The organism is Agromyces seonyuensis (assembly GCF_009789225.1).
Taxonomy (GTDB): Bacteria; Actinomycetota; Actinomycetes; order Actinomycetales; family Microbacteriaceae; genus Agromyces; species Agromyces seonyuensis.
The window spans coordinates 15,602-30,246 of sequence record NZ_WSTA01000048.1 but is presented as its reverse complement, the minus strand read 5'-3'; the positions used below and the strand labels follow the sequence as shown (position 1 = coordinate 30,246).

At 72.6% G+C, this 14,645-nt stretch carries 14 protein-coding genes and 1 pseudogene; 9 read left to right on the top strand and 6 right to left on the bottom strand.

The features are described 5' to 3' along the window. Positions 1–84: 84 nt before the first annotated feature. On the bottom strand, positions 85–1,011 hold the full coding sequence (locus GB864_RS11345) for an ATP-binding cassette domain-containing protein (RefSeq protein WP_160425098.1): 927 nt from the start codon (positions 1,009–1,011) through the stop codon (positions 85–87). An 85-nt stretch (positions 1,012–1,096) separates the two neighbouring features. Between GB864_RS11345 and GB864_RS11340 the strand changes: the two genes are divergently transcribed. The 5 genes from GB864_RS11340 to gabT all read left to right on the top strand — a co-directional run bounded on the left by GB864_RS11340 (position 1,097) and on the right by gabT (position 6,249). Beyond that, on the top strand, positions 1,097–1,321 hold the full coding sequence (locus tag GB864_RS11340; protein ID WP_160425097.1) for a hypothetical protein: 225 nt from the start codon (positions 1,097–1,099) through the stop codon (positions 1,319–1,321). Between the two features lie 38 nt (positions 1,322–1,359). Next, positions 1,360–1,794 carry a pyridoxamine 5'-phosphate oxidase family protein gene (locus tag GB864_RS11335; RefSeq protein ID WP_160425094.1) on the top strand — a complete coding sequence of 145 codons (435 nt, stop codon included), beginning with the start codon at positions 1,360–1,362 and terminating at the stop codon, positions 1,792–1,794. Between the two features lie 141 nt (positions 1,795–1,935). Next, positions 1,936–3,792 carry an ABC transporter ATP-binding protein gene (locus GB864_RS11330; protein ID WP_160425092.1) on the top strand — a complete coding sequence of 619 codons (1,857 nt, stop codon included), beginning with the start codon at positions 1,936–1,938 and terminating at the stop codon, positions 3,790–3,792. 138 nt (positions 3,793–3,930) lie between these two features. Next, positions 3,931–4,773, top strand: coding sequence for a hypothetical protein (locus GB864_RS11325; protein WP_160425090.1), 843 nt, complete (start codon positions 3,931–3,933; stop codon positions 4,771–4,773). Positions 4,774–4,920: 147 nt separating this feature from the next. Continuing rightward, positions 4,921–6,249, top strand: coding sequence for a 4-aminobutyrate--2-oxoglutarate transaminase (gene gabT / locus GB864_RS11320; protein ID WP_160425088.1), 1,329 nt, complete (start codon positions 4,921–4,923; stop codon positions 6,247–6,249). 13 nt (positions 6,250–6,262) lie between these two features. Here gabT and GB864_RS11315 read toward each other — a convergent pair whose 3' ends face one another. Next, the gene (locus GB864_RS11315; RefSeq protein ID WP_160425087.1) at positions 6,263–6,688 is read right to left on the bottom strand and encodes a DUF1622 domain-containing protein; all 426 of its coding nucleotides are present in this window, start codon (positions 6,686–6,688) and stop codon (positions 6,263–6,265) included. Positions 6,689–6,751: 63 nt separating this feature from the next. Continuing rightward, positions 6,752–8,713 (bottom strand): phosphoenolpyruvate carboxykinase (GTP), encoded by a 1,962-nt coding sequence (locus GB864_RS11310; protein ID WP_160425085.1) that lies wholly within the window; start codon positions 8,711–8,713, stop codon positions 6,752–6,754. A 138-nt stretch (positions 8,714–8,851) separates the two neighbouring features. Between GB864_RS11310 and GB864_RS11305 the strand changes: the two genes are divergently transcribed. The 3 genes and pseudogenes from GB864_RS11305 to GB864_RS11295 all read left to right on the top strand — a co-directional run bounded on the left by GB864_RS11305 (position 8,852) and on the right by GB864_RS11295 (position 12,013). Further along, the gene (locus GB864_RS11305) at positions 8,852–10,297 is read left to right on the top strand and encodes a helix-turn-helix domain-containing protein (protein ID WP_160425083.1); all 1,446 of its coding nucleotides are present in this window, start codon (positions 8,852–8,854) and stop codon (positions 10,295–10,297) included. 244 nt (positions 10,298–10,541) lie between these two features. Continuing rightward, a pseudogene (locus tag GB864_RS11300) lies at positions 10,542–10,871 on the top strand (PadR family transcriptional regulator); the annotation flags it as partial. A gap of 119 nt (positions 10,872–10,990) precedes the next feature. Continuing rightward, positions 10,991–12,013 carry a hypothetical protein gene (locus tag GB864_RS11295; RefSeq protein WP_160425079.1) on the top strand — a complete coding sequence of 341 codons (1,023 nt, stop codon included), beginning with the start codon at positions 10,991–10,993 and terminating at the stop codon, positions 12,011–12,013. Between the two features lie 28 nt (positions 12,014–12,041). Here the strand turns inward: GB864_RS11295 and GB864_RS11290 are convergent, their stop codons facing one another. Then, on the bottom strand, positions 12,042–12,824 hold the full coding sequence (locus GB864_RS11290; RefSeq protein ID WP_160425077.1) for an SDR family NAD(P)-dependent oxidoreductase: 783 nt from the start codon (positions 12,822–12,824) through the stop codon (positions 12,042–12,044). Between the two features lie 86 nt (positions 12,825–12,910). On the opposite strand from GB864_RS11290, the gene GB864_RS11285 reads away from it, so the two are divergent. Continuing rightward, positions 12,911–13,219 (top strand): hypothetical protein, encoded by a 309-nt coding sequence (locus GB864_RS11285; protein ID WP_160425076.1) that lies wholly within the window; start codon positions 12,911–12,913, stop codon positions 13,217–13,219. A 27-nt stretch (positions 13,220–13,246) separates the two neighbouring features. On the opposite strand, the gene GB864_RS11280 is transcribed toward GB864_RS11285, so the two are convergent. Both GB864_RS11280 and GB864_RS11275 read right to left on the bottom strand, forming a co-directional pair. Beyond that, the gene (locus GB864_RS11280) at positions 13,247–14,041 is read right to left on the bottom strand and encodes an alpha/beta fold hydrolase (RefSeq protein ID WP_160425075.1); all 795 of its coding nucleotides are present in this window, start codon (positions 14,039–14,041) and stop codon (positions 13,247–13,249) included. Further along, positions 14,038–14,628, bottom strand: a complete 591-nt coding sequence (locus GB864_RS11275) for an isochorismatase family protein (RefSeq protein ID WP_160425074.1) — start codon at positions 14,626–14,628, stop codon at positions 14,038–14,040. Before GB864_RS11275 ends, GB864_RS11280 begins: the two co-directional genes overlap by 4 nt. Positions 14,629–14,645: the final 17 nt, after the last annotated feature.

Genomic DNA, 14,645 nt, shown 5'->3' with positions numbered 1-14,645 from the left:
CGGCGCCCGCGACGGCGGCTCGGGCGGCGTCCCGTGCGGCGGCCGCGGCGGCGTCGGCGGGCGGACCGGAGGCGGCGGGCGCGCTCATTCGATGAGGCTCCGCCCGGTGAGCCGGAGGAACACGTCTTCGAGGCTCGAGCGCCGCACGAGGCTCGTGATCGGGTGCAGCCCGGCGCGCGTGATGGCCTCGAGCGCGGCCTCGCCGTTCCGGGCGTAGACGAGCAGGCGATCGGGCAGCACCTCGATGCGCTCGCCGATGCCGTCGAGCTGCGGCGCGACCTCGGCGTTGCGGTCGCCCCCGAAGCGCACCTCGAGCACCTCGCGGGACGAGTGCTCGCGGATGAGGGCGGCGGGCGAGCCTTCGGCCATGATGCCGCCGTGGTCGACGACGACGAGCCGATCGCAGAGCTGCTCGGCCTCGTCCATGTAGTGGGTCGTGAGCACGAGGGTCGTGCCCTGCTCCTTGAGCCGGAAGAGCCGGTCCCAGAGGATGTGGCGCGCCTGCGGATCGAGCCCGGTGGTCGGCTCGTCGAGCAGCAGGATGCGCGGGTCGTTGACGAGGCCGCGGGCGATCGTGAGGCGGCGCTTCATGCCCCCGGAGAGCGCGTCGACGCGGGCATCGGCCTTCTCGGTGAGCTGCGCGAAGGCGAGCAGTTCATCGGCGCGCTCGGCGACGAGCCGCCGGGGCAGCCCGAAGTAGCGACCGTAGACGAGCAGGTTCTCGCGGACCTTCAGCTCCTCGTCGAGGTTGTCGGCCTGCGGCACGACGCCGAGCCTGGCGCGGATCTCCGGGCCCGATCGGTCGGGGTCGAGCCCGAGGATGCTGAGCTCGCCCGAGGTGCGCGTGGAGACCGCGCCGATCATGCGCATGGTGGTGGACTTGCCGGCGCCGTTCGGGCCGAGCAGGCCGAAGGACTCGCCGGGCGCGACCTCGAAGTCGAGGCCGTCGACGGCGGTGAAGTCGCCGTAGCGCTTGACGAGGTCGCGGGCGACGAGGACGGGTGCGGTCACGGGGCACGACACTACCGGCGACGACGGACATCCTGATCGTCAACGCGAGTTGACGTTCGCGGATCGTCAATATAGGTTGACACCCATGGACGACACCATCCGCACCGCGATCGCCGCCGCCGACGGCGACGACCCGTACCGGGCTCTCCGCAGCATCCACCACGCCCGCGCCGCGGCGACGGCCGAGCTCGACCGCGCCGAGGCGCTCGCCGTCCGGCGCGCCCGTGCGGCCGGCAGCAGTTGGCAGCTCATCGCGCTCGCGCTCGGCGTGAGCAAGCAGGCCGTGCACAAGAAGTACGGCCGCGTGTGAGGGTGGCTGCCGCGGCCCGGGCCTGCGAGGATGCGACCATGACGGATCCTCGACCTCTCATGGAGACCCTCGACGAGCAGGCGTGCTGGACGCGACTGCAGAACAGCGAGTTCGGCCGACTCGCGACCGCGGCGGGCGGGCAGCCCGACATCTTCCCGATCAACTACGCCGCGAGCGGTCGATCGCTGCTGTTCCGCACCGCGCAGGGCACGAAGCTCGCCGAGCTCGCCGACAACACGGCCGTCGCCTTCGAGATCGACCACTACGACTCCGAAGGCGGCTGGAGCGTCGTCGTGCGCGGCGACGCGCAGGTGCTGCGCACCCCCGCCGAGATCGCCGACGCCGAGGGCGCGGTGTCGCTGCGGCCGTGGATCCCGAGCGTCAAGCCGTTCTTCGTGCGCATCACGCCGACGGCCGTCTCGGGCCGCCGCTTCCAGTTCGACCTCGACACGACGCTCGAGGGCACGCTCTGACCGAGGCCGATCCGCCCGCCCCCGTTCGGGGCGCGCTCGCAGACTCCGCGCTCTAGGCTGTCCGAGGCCCCGCGCCGAGTGCCGACGGCACGGCCGTCGGGGCCGGCATCCGGGATGCCCGAGCCCCAGCGGAAGGAACGCATGAGCACCGCCGAACCCACTCGCCGCCGCGGATTCGGACGACGGGGCGCCGCCCCGGACGGACCGCGCGCGACCTTCCGGCAACTGCTCCCCTTCATCCTCGAGCACCGCCCCGTGCTCGTGTGGGTCGCCGTCCTCAGCATCCTCGGCGCCCTCGCGGGGCTCGCCCAGCCGCTGCTCGTCGGCCGCGTCATCACGGTCGTCGAGGCGGGCGAGACGCTCGGCTGGATCGTGTGGGCGCTCGTCGCGCTCGTCGTCGTCAACGGCATCATCACGGGTTACCAGCACTACCTCCTGCAGCGCACGGGCGAGGGCATCGTGCTCTCGAGCCGCAAGCGCCTCGTCGCGCGCATCCTCAATCTGCCCATCGTCGAGTTCGACACACGGCGCACCGGCGACCTCGTCTCCCGCGTCGGCTCCGACACGACGATGCTGCGCGCGGTGCTCACCCAGGGCCTCGTCGAGGCGGTCGGCGGCACGGTCACGTTCGTCGGCGCCCTCATCGCGATGCTCATCATCGACCCCGTGCTCCTCGGCCTCACGGTGCTCGTCATCGCCGTCGCGATCACCGTCGTCACGGTGCTGAGCGGGCGGGTCCGCGAGGCGTCGCACGCCGCGCAGACGAAGGTCGGCGACGTCGCCGCCGCCGTCGAGCGGGGCATCGGCGCCGTGCGCACGATCCGCGCCGCCGGCGCGACCGAGCGCGAGATCGCCGCGATCGACGAGGAGTCCACCGGCGCCTGGCGCATGGGCGTCCAGGTCGCGAGGATCTCGGCCCTCATCGTGCCGGTCGCCGGCATCGCCCTGCAGGTGTCGTTCCTCGTCGTGCTCGGCGTCGGCGGCTACCGGGTCGCCTCCGGTGCGATCGAGGTCGCCGACCTCGTCACGTTCATCCTCTTCCTCTTCATGATGGTCATGCCGCTCGGCCTGTTCTTCGGCGCGATCACGTCGGTGAACCAGGCGCTCGGCGCGCTCGGGCGCATCCAGGAGATCCTGGAACTGCCGAACGAGTCCGACGCCGACCGCGAGATCGCCCCGGAGGCGGTCCTCGTCGGTCCGGCGAACGCCGGCGTGCAGCCGGAGGCGCCCGCCCTCGTCTTCGACGACGTGCGCTTCGCCTACCGGGGCGGCGATGATGCCGGCGACGACGGCGCCGAACGCCCTGCGGGCGTCCTGCGTGGCGTGTCGTTCGAAGTGCCGCGCGGCAAGCGCGTCGCCCTCGTCGGCCCGTCGGGCGCCGGCAAGTCCACGATCCTGCAGCTCGTCGAGCGCTTCTACGACCCGGAGTCCGGGCAGATCCGCCTCGGCGGCCTCGATATCAAGCGCCTCGACCGCGGCGAACTCCGCGCCCAGATCGGCTACGTCGAGCAGGATGCCCCTGTGCTCGCCGGCACGATCGCCGAGAACCTGCGCCTCGCCTCCCCCGACGCCACCGACGAGGAGTGCCGCGCCGTGCTCGGCGCCGTCAACCTCGGTGCCGTCGTCGACCGCGACCCCGCAGGCATCGACGCGCAGGTCGGCGAGGACGGCATCATGCTCTCGGGCGGCGAGCGCCAGCGCCTCGCGATCGCCCGCGCGCTGCTCGCGGCGCCGCCCATCCTGCTGCTCGACGAGTCGACCTCGAGCCTCGACGGCGTCAACGAACGCCTCATGCGCGAGGCGATCGACGCCGTCGCGGAGGACCGCACGCTGCTCGTGATCGCGCACCGCCTCTCGACGGTCGTCGACTCGGACGCGATCATCGTGCTCGAGAACGGCGCGGTCGCCGGCGTCGGCACCCACGCCGAGCTGCTCGGCACGACGCCGCTCTACCGGGAGCTCGCCGAGCACCAGCTGCTCGCCGGTCCCGTCGCCTGACGCCCGGCGCTGCGAGGCGGCGCTGCCGCACCGTGCGCAGATGCGCACTCGGACGCTCGGGACGCATGGGTTAGCCCTGAGCTTTTCTCAGTGATGGCGCGGATCCGGCCGTCGGGGCCCGGGCCTACCGTTTCCCGCATGTCCACGAAGACCGTTTCCCGCACCGCTGCGTACCGCGCCTCGATCGCCACCGGCGCCGAGGCCCCCGAGACCCCGCGCGAGCTCGTCGACCGTCTCGGCGCCGACGCGCCGCACGAACCGGTCGAACCGCTCGACACCGCTGCCCGGGGCGGCTCGTTCGACCCCGTCGCCGCGCACATCCGCACGTGGCTGCGGCACTGGGAGTCCGGCGCGATCCCGGCCTTCGAGGCCGTCCGCGACGCCGCGCCGAGTGCGAGTCTCGCCAATGCGCTGCGAGCGGGTGCGACCCGCGCCGACGGTGCCGTGCGCGCGACCGCGAGCGTCTACGACCCGCCCACCGGCGGACGCACGCTGTCGTGGTCGCGCAACTGGGCCGCCGAACTCCAGCTGCCGCCCGCCCGCGAGGACGGCCGCCTCTACTACCGCTTCCGCGTCGGCAGCCGGCTCCTCGCCGACGGCGCCGCCGAACTCAGCCGCGTGACGACGAGCGTGCACTTCGGCATCGTCGCGGACTCGCGCACCGCGAGCCCCTTCGACGCCCCCGGCTTCGCGACGCCGACCGCGCGGCCGCTCGTCGACGTGCGCGCCGACGACGACCTCGAGCTGGATGCCTCGGAGCTCGTCGAAGGCTCCCTCGACGTCCGCGCCGGCGCGACCCCCGCGATCGCGTTCGTGCTCGGCATCGACCTCCAGCTCCGAGACGGCTGGGCCCGTCTGCACGAGGGCACGAGCTCCTGGATCGGCCCGGCCGAGCCCGGCGCCTCGGGTTCCATCGAGTACCGCTACGCCCCCGCGAGCCTGCTGCGCTTCTTCGACCCCGCGACCGCCGTCATCGGCTGAATCGTCCGCCGCGCACGGATCCCCGACGGCCCCAGCCTGGTCGCGGCCCACGGGATCCGCGCGGCGGTCTCTCCGACCATCGCACGGTCGGCGGATCCGGTGCCGCCCGAAATCGACCGGCAACACGGCCGGACGTAGGCTGGAGGGGTGGAATTCTCCGTACCCCAGGAACGCAAGCTCGTCACCGAACTGCCCGGCCCCGCCTCGCGGGCGCTGCTGGAGCGACGACGTGCCGCGGTCTCCCGCGGCGCCGGCACCCTCGCCGACATCTTCATGGACCACGGCGCGGGCGCGATCCTCGTCGACGTCGACGGCAATCAGCTGATCGACCTGGGCTGCGGCATCGGCGTCACGACGATCGGCCACGCCGACCCGTCGGTCGCGGCCGCCGCCGCCGCGCAAGCGTCCAAGCTCACCCACACGCTCTTCACGGTCACCCCGTACGAGAACTACGTGCAGGTCGCCGAGAAGCTCGCCGAACTCACCCCCGGCGACTTCGAGAAGCGCTCGGTGCTCGTCAACTCGGGCGCCGAGGCCGTCGAGAACGCCGTCAAGATCGCTCGCAAGGCCACCGGCCGGCGCGTCATCCTGAGCCTCGACCACGCCTTCCACGGTCGCACCAACCTCACGATGGCGATGACCTACCGCCCCTGGCCGGAGCGCGCCGGCATGGGCCCGTTCCCGGGCGACCTCTACAGCGTGCCCTCGAGCTACCCCTTCAAGGACGGCCTGTCCGGCGAGGCGGCCGCGGCCCGAACGATCGATTACATCGTCACCCACATCGGCGCCTCCGAGGTCGCGGCGATCTTCGTCGAGCCGATCCAGGGCGACGGCGGCATCGTCATCCCCGCCGAGGGCTACTTCCCGGCGCTCAAGGCGTTCTGCGAGGAGCACGGCATCCTCTTCGTCGCCGACGAGATCCAGGCGGGCATCGCCCGGACGGGCGCGTGGTACTCGATCGAGCACTTCGGCGTCGTGCCCGACCTCGTCACGAGCGCGAAGGGCATCGCGGGCGGCTTCCCGCTCGCGGCCGTCACCGGCCGCGCCGAGATCATGGATGCCGTGCAGCCCGGCGGCATCGGCGGCACCTTCGGCGGCAACCCCGTCTCGACCGCCGCCGCGCTCGCCACGCTCGACCTCATCGAGCGCGAGGGCCTCATCGAGGAGGCGAAGCGCGTCGAGCGCGCCTTCGCCGCCCGCATCGGCGACTGGGCCGAACGGTTCGGCATCGTCGGCGAGGTACGCGGCAAGGGCGCGATGTGGGGCGTCGAGCTCGTCGTCCCCGGCACTCGCGACCCCAACCCGGCCGCGCTGAAGGCGATCATCGACCACGCGGCGGCGAACGGCGTCATCGCGCTCGACGCCGGCTCGTGGGACTCGGTGCTGCGCTTCCTGCCCTCGGTCGTCATCTCCGAGGCCCTCATCGACGACGCGATGAGCGTCATCGAGGTCAAGCTCGCCGAACTCTCGGCCTGATCGCACGATTCCGTCAGGATGCCTCGCCGGCGCCGTTCCCCTCGGGGACGGCGCCGGTGCCGTTCCCGCCGTCCGTCATCGTCCCGGCCGCAGCCGGGGCCGCGGGCCGAGGCGACCACGGCCAGCGTCCCGTGACCTCGAGCTGCAACGACCACGACAGGAACGTGCGCACGAGCACGATGATCGCGAGCACCGTCACCGATTCGAGGGTCGGGGTCACGGCGACGGTCTTGATGATGTCGGCGGCGACGAGCAGCTCGAGGCCGATGAGGATGGCGCGCCCGAGGACGCGGCGGAACCGGTCGTAGACGTCGGCGTTGCGGCGCAGCAGCCGAGCGAGGCCGTCGACGAGCGCGAAGAGCACGCCGATGACGATCGCCACCACCCCGATCGCGTCGACGATCTCGCCGAGCGCCGACACGAATCCCCCGACCTCCATGCGGAAACCCCCTCACCGCACGCTAGCGGCGGCGAGGGGGTCCCGGGAAGGCGGGGAGATCGTTCAGGCGGCGTTGACGACGACCCGTTCGGCGGCCTCGACGACCGACTCGGCCTCGGCCCGGTCGACCTCGGCGCCGGCCGCCGCCTCGCGGAGGCGGTAGCGCAGGCTCGCGAGTTCGGCGTGCAGGGCGGGCGGCACCTTGGCGCCGAAGGTCGCGAAGTACTCCTCAGTGAGGTCGGCCTCGGCGCTCCAACGCGCGGGGTCGACCTCGAAGAGGGCCTCGAGCGCGCGGTCGGTGAGGCCCAGCCCGCTGACGTCGAGCGCGCCGGGGGCGGGGACGCGGCCGATGGGCGAGTCGACCGAGGCCGCGTCGCCGTCGAGGCGACCCGCGATCCACTCGAGCACGCGGACGTTGTCGCCGAAGCCCGGCCAGAGGAACTTCCCGTCCTCCTTGCGGAACCAGTTCACCTGGAAGACGCGCGGGGCGCCGTCGCCGAGCGACTCGCCGACCTTGAGCCAATGCGCCCAGTAGTCGGCCATGTTGTAGCCGCAGAACGGCAGCATCGCGAACGGATCGCGGCGGAGGGAGCCGACCGTGCCCTCCGCGGCGGCCGTCTGCTCGGACGAGATCGTCGCGCCCATGAACACGCCGTGCTCCCAGTCGCGGGCCTCGGTGACGAGCGGCACGTTGGTCGCGCGGCGGCCGCCGAAGAGGATCGCGTCGATCGGCACCCCGGCGGGGTCCTCCCAGTCGGCGGCGAGCTGCGGGCACTGCGACGCGGCGACCGTGAAGCGCGAGTTCGGGTGCGCCGCGGGTCGGCCGGACTCCGGGGTCCAGGCGTTGCCCTCCCAGTCCGTCAGCCGCGCCGGCGCCTCGTCGGTGAGCCCCTCCCACCACACGTCGCCGTCCTCGCGGAGCGCGACGTTGGTGAAGATCGTGTTGCCCCACAGGGTCTGCACCGCGGTCGGGTTCGTCGTCTCGCCGGTGCCCGGAGCGACGCCGAAGAAGCCGGCCTCGGGGTTGATGGCGCGCAGACGCCCGTCGGGGCCGGGACGCATCCAGGCGATGTCGTCGCCGAGGGTCTCGACGCTCCAGCCGGGCACGGTCGGGCGCAGCATCGCGAGGTTCGTCTTGCCGCACGCCGACGGGAACGCCGCCGCGAGGTGGTAGCGCTTGCCCGTCGGCGAGGTGAGCCGGATGAGCAGCATGTGCTCGGCGAGCCAGCCCTCGTCGCGCGCCATGACCGAGGCGATGCGCAGTGCGAAGGACTTCTTCGCGAGCAGCGCGTTGCCGCCGTAGCCCGAGCCGAACGACCAGATCTCGCGGGTCTCGGGGAACTGGACGATGTACTTCTCGGGGTTCGAGGGCCACTCGACGTCGGGGCGCGCGGCACCCGCGGCGTCGACGAGCGGGTACCCGACCGTGTGGACGGCCTTGACCCAGCGGTCGCCGGCCTCGATGCGGCGGAACACCTCGGCGCCCATGCGCGTCATGAGCCCCATCGAGAGCACGACGTAGGGCGAGTCGGTGAGCTCGACGCCGAGCTCCGAGAGCGGGCCGCCGACCGGGCCCATCGAGAAGGGCACGACGTAGAGGATGCGTCCGCGCATCGCCCCCGCGAAGACGCCGGTGAGCTCCGCGCGCATCTCGTCGGGGTCGCGCCAATTGTTCGTCGGGCCGGCATCCTCTTCGCGCTCGGAGCAGATGAACGTGCGGGACTCGACGCGGGCGACGTCGCCGGGGTCGGTGCGGGCGAGGTAGCTGTCGGGGCGCCACTCGGGGTTGAGCTTGATGAGCTTGCCCTCGGCGACGAGCTGCTTGGTGAGGCGGTCGCTCTCCGCGCGGGAGCCGTCGCACCACACCACGGCCTCGGGCCGCACGAGGTCGGCGTACTCGGCGACCCACGCGGCGAGCGCGGGGTCGGTGCTCGGCGTGCCGAGCACGACGCGCCCGGCGGCGTCGCGGGCGCGCACCGGCTCGGGGGCGGACGTCGGGCGGGTGCGGGGGTTCGAGCTCGTCATGGCGTGCGACTCCTTCGGCTCATCGGCGGACGATCGGTTCAGCGGGAGACCGTTCGGATTCGAGTTTCTTGCAGGAATCGGCATCCTGAATGACGAAACAGTCGTAAAGAACTGCGCTTCTTTAGTTACAGTGAAGGAATGGACACCGGAGTACCCGATCTGGCGACCCTCGGCCGCCGCATCCGCCATTTCCGCACCGAGGCGGGAATGACCCTCGATCGACTCGGCGCCGACGTCGGCCTCGCCGCCAGCCAGCTCTCCCTCATCGAGACCGGCAAACGCGAACCCCGCCTCTCGACGCTCGACGCGATCGCCGCCGCGCTCGGCGTCGGCATGCCCGATCTCCTCGCGAAGGAGGCCCCGAATCCACGGGCCGCGCTCGAGCTCGAGCTCGAGAAGGCGCAGCAGAGCCCGATCTACGCCGAGCTCGGGCTGCCCGACTTCAAACCCGGCCGCGGCACGAGCGACGAGCAGCTGAAATCCGTGATCGGGCTGCACCGCGAGCTCCAGCGGCGCGCCCGCGAGGCCATCGCCACCCCGGAAGAGGCCCGCCGCGCCAACACCGAGCTCCGCGAGCTCATGCGCGCCCGCAACAACTACCTGCCCGACATCGAGGACCTCGCCGAGGAGCGGGTCCGCGCCTCCGGGCACGTCACGGGCGCCGTCACCCACCGCGAGGTCAGCGTCATGGCCGAGCAGCTCGGCTTCAAGCTCATCTACGTCGACGATCTCCCCGACTCGACGCGCTCGATCACCGACCTCGCGAACGGCCGCATCTACCTGCCGCCCGCTTCCATCCCGGGCGGTCACGGCCTCCGCTCGATGGCACTGCAGGCCATGGCGCACCGCCTCCTCGGCCACGAGCGCCCCGACTCGTACGCGGAGTTCCTCTGGCAGCGGCTCCAGATCAATTACTTCGCGGCCTGCTGCCTCATGCCCCAGGCCGCCTCGGTCGAGTTCCTCGCGGCGGCGAAGAAGGAGAAGCGCCTCGCCGTCGAGGACTTCCGCGACGCGTTCGGCGTGACCCACGAGGCCGCCGCCCTGCGCATGACGAACCTCGCGACCGAGCACCTCGACATGACCCTGCACTTCCTCCGGGTCGCCGGCGACGGCGCGCTGCTGAAGGGCTACGAGAACGACGGGCTCCCGATCCCGACCGACGTCACCGGTTCCATCGAGGGCCAGTGGGTGTGCAAGCAGTGGAGCGCGCGACGCGCCTTCGACGAGCAGAATCGCACCACGGAGAACTACCAGTACACCGACACCCCGGCCGGCACGTTCTGGTGCGCGACGCAGACGGGCACGACGCGCGATGCGCAGTTCTCCATCTCGCTCGGCGTGCCCTTCAGCCAGGCGAAGTGGTTCCGCGGCCGGGAGACGACGGTGCGCGCCGAGTCGCGCTGCCCGGACCCCTCGTGCTGCCGCCGACCGAGCGACGACCTCGAGTCGCGCTGGGCGGGCAACGCCTGGCCGAGCGCGCGCCTCCACGCCCACGTGCTCTCGCCACTGCCGACGGGGCTCTTCCCCGGCGTCGACGACCAGACGGTCTACGAGTTCCTGGAGCACCACGCGCGCCAGGCCTGACCCGCCGCCCACCCCCTCGCCCGTCCATCACGCTCCGCACCACACGCACACACGAAATACACACCGAACGGTCGCAAACCGTCGCTTTCACCTCCGCGAAGCAACGATTTGCGACCGTTCGCGTGTCCAGGGATGGCGAGCGGGTGCGAGCGGGAGCGGGCGGGGACCGCTCCGAACGGATGCTCGTGGACGAACGGCATCGCGTTTGTTGCAATAGTGCGCGTGACACAGTAACGTGCCGATCATGAACGAACCGCTCCCCGACGACACCGTCGCCGGCCACCTGCAGGAACTGCGGCGCGGCACCGTCGTGCTCGCGTGCCTCGCGCGGCTCGAGCGGCCCGACTACGGCTATGCGCTGCTCGAGTCGCTCGACGCGGCGGGCATCCTCGTCGACGCCAACACGCTCTACCCGCTCCTCCGCCGCCTCGAGAAGCAGAGGCTGCTCACGAGCGAGTGGAACACCGACGAGGCGCGGCCGCGCAAGTTCTACCGCACGAGCGCCGCGGGCGCCGAGCTCGCCGAGCGCCTCCTCGCCGAGTGGCGACGCCTCGACGACGCCGTCACCGCACTCGCCGCCGCCGAGACGGCATCCAGCCAGGCAGCCGACCAGGCTGCCGACTCCGCCGAACCGGCATCCGACACCGCCCCGGCGGACCCCGAGTCCGTCGATCCTGCTGAGAGGACCGAACGATGACCGCCACGACGACGCTGACCGACCGCTACCTGTTCGCGGCATCGCGGGTACTGCCCGCCGGCCAGCGAGCCGAGTTCGAGCGGGATCTCGCCGAGCGCATCGCCGACGGCATCGACGCCCGCCTGGAGGAGGGCACCTCGACCCCCGAGACCGCGGAGCGCGACGCGCTCGTCGACCTCGGGCATCCCGCCGTGCTCGCCGCGCGCTACGCCGACCACCCGGCGACCCTCATCGGCCCGCGCGTCTACTTCATCTGGAAGCGGCTCCTGATCTTCCTGGAGTGCCTCGTGCCGCCGATCGTCGCCGCGGCCGTACTGCTCGGCATGCTCATCGCGGGCGAGGGCTGGGGCGCGATCGGCCCCACGATCGGCGTGACGATCTCGGTGGCCGTGCAGCTCGCGTTCTGGGTGACGCTCGTGTTCGCGTTCATCGACCGCACGCCGGGCGAACCGACCGACCTGCTCGCCTGGACCCCCGAGCAGCTCCCGCAGCTGCCGGACGTGCGCCGTCCGAACCGCCTCACCGACCTGATCGCCTCGCTCGTGTGGCTCGCCATTGCGGCCGCGTTCGTGATCTGGCAGCAGTTCGGGCTCCCGTGGATCGGGCACGAGCTCGGCTCGATCCCGATGCTGAACCCCGACCTGTGGTCGTTCTGGCTGCCCTACCTGCTCGGGCTGCTCGTGCTCGAGGCGGGCTTCGCGTACTGGATCTACCGCTCCGACTGGACGTGGCCCGCGGCCGCCGTCAACGTGGTGCTCAACGCCGCATTCGCGGTGCCGGCGATCTGGCTCATCGCGACCGGCGACCTCCTGAACCCGGAGTTCGCGCGCACGTTCCTCGATCTGGTCGATGCGAACGCCGACGAGGTCTTCGCCTCCACGGGCGCGGTCGCGATCGTCGTCATCGTCGGCCTCTGCATCTGGGATGCGATCGACGGCATCGTCAAGGCCGCCCGCGGCGGCGGGCGCGGCACGCTCGAATTCCCGGGCAACCGCAGCCGGCGCCGCGTCGCCGGCTGACGAGCGGGCACCGGCATCCGGATGCGGCCTACTTCGGCTGCATCCGGATGCCCGCGTCGAAGCGGATGACCTCGCCGTTCAGGTAGGGGTTCTCGACCGCCGAGCGCACGAGGGCGGCGAACTCGGCTGGCGAGCCGAGGCGGGCCGGATGCGGCACCTGCGCGCCGAGGGAGGTCCGCACGTCCTCGGGCAGGCCGGCGAGCATCGGCGTCTCCATGATGCCGGGCGCGATCGCGACCACCCGGATGAGCTGGGCGGCGAGGTCGCGCGCGATCGGCAGCGTCATGGCGGCGACCGCGCCCTTGGAGGCCGAGTACGCCGCTTGGCCGATCTGCCCGTCGAAGGCGGCGACCGAGGACGTGTTGACGATGACGCCGCGCTCGGGCGTCTCGGGCCCGCCCGGCACCTGTCCGACACCCGGCTCGTTCGCCGCCATGGCCGCGGCCGCGAGCCGGGTCACGTTGAACGTGCCGATCACGTTGACCCGGATGGTCCGCTCGAAGAGTTCCAGTGGGAACGGCCCGTCGCGTCCGACGGTCCTGGCGCCCGTGGCGATCCCCGCGCAGTTGACGGCGACGCGCAGGGGTGCCAGCGCCTGCGCCGCCTCGACAGCGGAGCGCACCTGGCCCTCGTCGGTCACGTCCGCCGGGACGAACGTCGCCCCGATTCGCGCCGCCGTCTCCTCGCCCGTCGATCCGGGTAGATCGAGGATGACCACGCGGGCCCCGCCCTCCACGAGCGCGGCGGCCGTCGCGGCGCCGAGCCCGGAGGCCCCGCCGGTCACGAGTGCGGATGCGCCGCCCAGTCGCATGTCGTCCCTCCCGCGCAGCGCACGGCCCTCGCGGCGCTGCGTCCACCAGGCTAGGGCCGCCCTGCCCCGCTCGGTAGGCTCGACGGATGCGAACCGTGCAGCTGCGCCGATACGAACTCAAGCCCGAACTCGTCGCGGAGTTCCTCGAGTGGTGGCCGTCGCTCCTCGTCCCGGCGCGCCGCGCGTTCGGCTACGAGATCGGCGACGCCTTCTACAACCCGGTGACGCACGAGTTCACGTGGTTCTCCTCGGCCGCGGGCGACGAGTCCGACTACGAGGCGCTCGACGCGAAGTGGGCCGCCTCCCCCGAGCGTGCGGCCGTCTTCGCGGGCCGCAGCCCCTGGACGAACGCCCAGCACGTCTCGTTCGTCACGACGGTCTCCCCGGCCGCCTGAGCCGACCGCCTGCGCGGCGACGATTCCTCAATCGGCAGGGCCCGGGTCGAGGAACGCGATCGCCGCGCGCTGGAACGCGCTCGCCCGCACCGTCGAGACGTGATCGCGCCCCGGCAGTTCGAGGAACTCGGCGCCCCACCGCTCGGCGAGTCCGCGGGCGCCGACCGGCACCGGGTCGGCCGCACCGACGACCATGCAGAGCGGGATGCCGTCGGGCACGCCGAGCGGCGCGGCGGCCATCCCCTCGATGACGGAGGCCAGCACCCGGGCGTCGGCACCCGCCGCGAGCGCTGGCACGAGGAGCTGCTGCACGAGCGGATCCGCGCTTGCGGCCTCCCCGGCGAGCACCGCCCGCGCAGCGGCCCCATCCCAGGTGTCGAACATCGGCCGCTCACCGGCGCCGCCGAAGACGATCCGGCCGATCCGCTCGGGGGCGAGCGCGGCGAAGGCCGAGATCACGCGCGTGCCGAGCGAGTACCCGACGAGGTCGACCTCCTCGGCCCCGGCCGCGTCGGCGACCGCGAGCAGGTCCCGGCCGAGCCGCTCGGGCGTGTAGGCGGCTGCCTCGCGGGGTTTGCCGCTCGCGCCGTGCCCACGCAGGTCGGGCACGACGACGGCGCGGGAGGACTCGAGCATCCGGGCGATCCAGCCGGTGAGCCCCCACGTCGTCTCGCCCGAGGACGCGAAGCCGTGCACGAGCACGACGGGCCGCAGGTCCGGGTCGGCGTCGGCGCCCCCGAACACGCGGTACGCGAGGGCGACGCCGTCGCTCGCGTCGACGCTCAGGGTCGGGACGCTCCGCGGGGGTCCCGCGAGCCTCACCGGGCGGCGCCCGACGCCTCGATGCGGGCGCCGGAGTGCCCCAGTTCGGCGAGGGCGGCCGTCGAGCTCTCGGGCGCGACGCCTGCGACGAGGTCGGTGAGGACCCGCACCACGCGTCCGCGCTCGATGGCGTCGAGGGCGCTCGCCCGCACGCAGTAGTCGGTCGCGATGCCCACCACGTCGACCTCGAGGATGCCTCGTTCGTCCAGCAGCGCCGCGACGTGCCGGCCGTCGTCGTCGACGCCTTCGAAGAGCGAGTAGGCGGGCACGCCCTGGCCCTTCTTGACGTGGACGTCGACGCCCGAGACGTCCAGCGCCGGGTGGTACTCGGCGCCGGGCGTGCCGGCGATGCAGTGCACCGGCCACGTCTCGACGTAGTCGGGTTCGCCCGCCAGGGCGATGTGGCCGCCGTTGTCGCTGTCCGCGGTGTGCCAGTCGCGGGAGGCGACGACGAGGTCGTAGTCGGCGCGGTGCGCCGAGAGGTACGCAGTGATGCCTGCGGCGACGGCGGTTCCGCCGTCCACGCCGAGGGCGCCGCCCTCCGTGAAGTCGTTCTGCACGTCGACGATGAAGAGTGCACGCGTCATGCCGGTCTCCGTCCGCT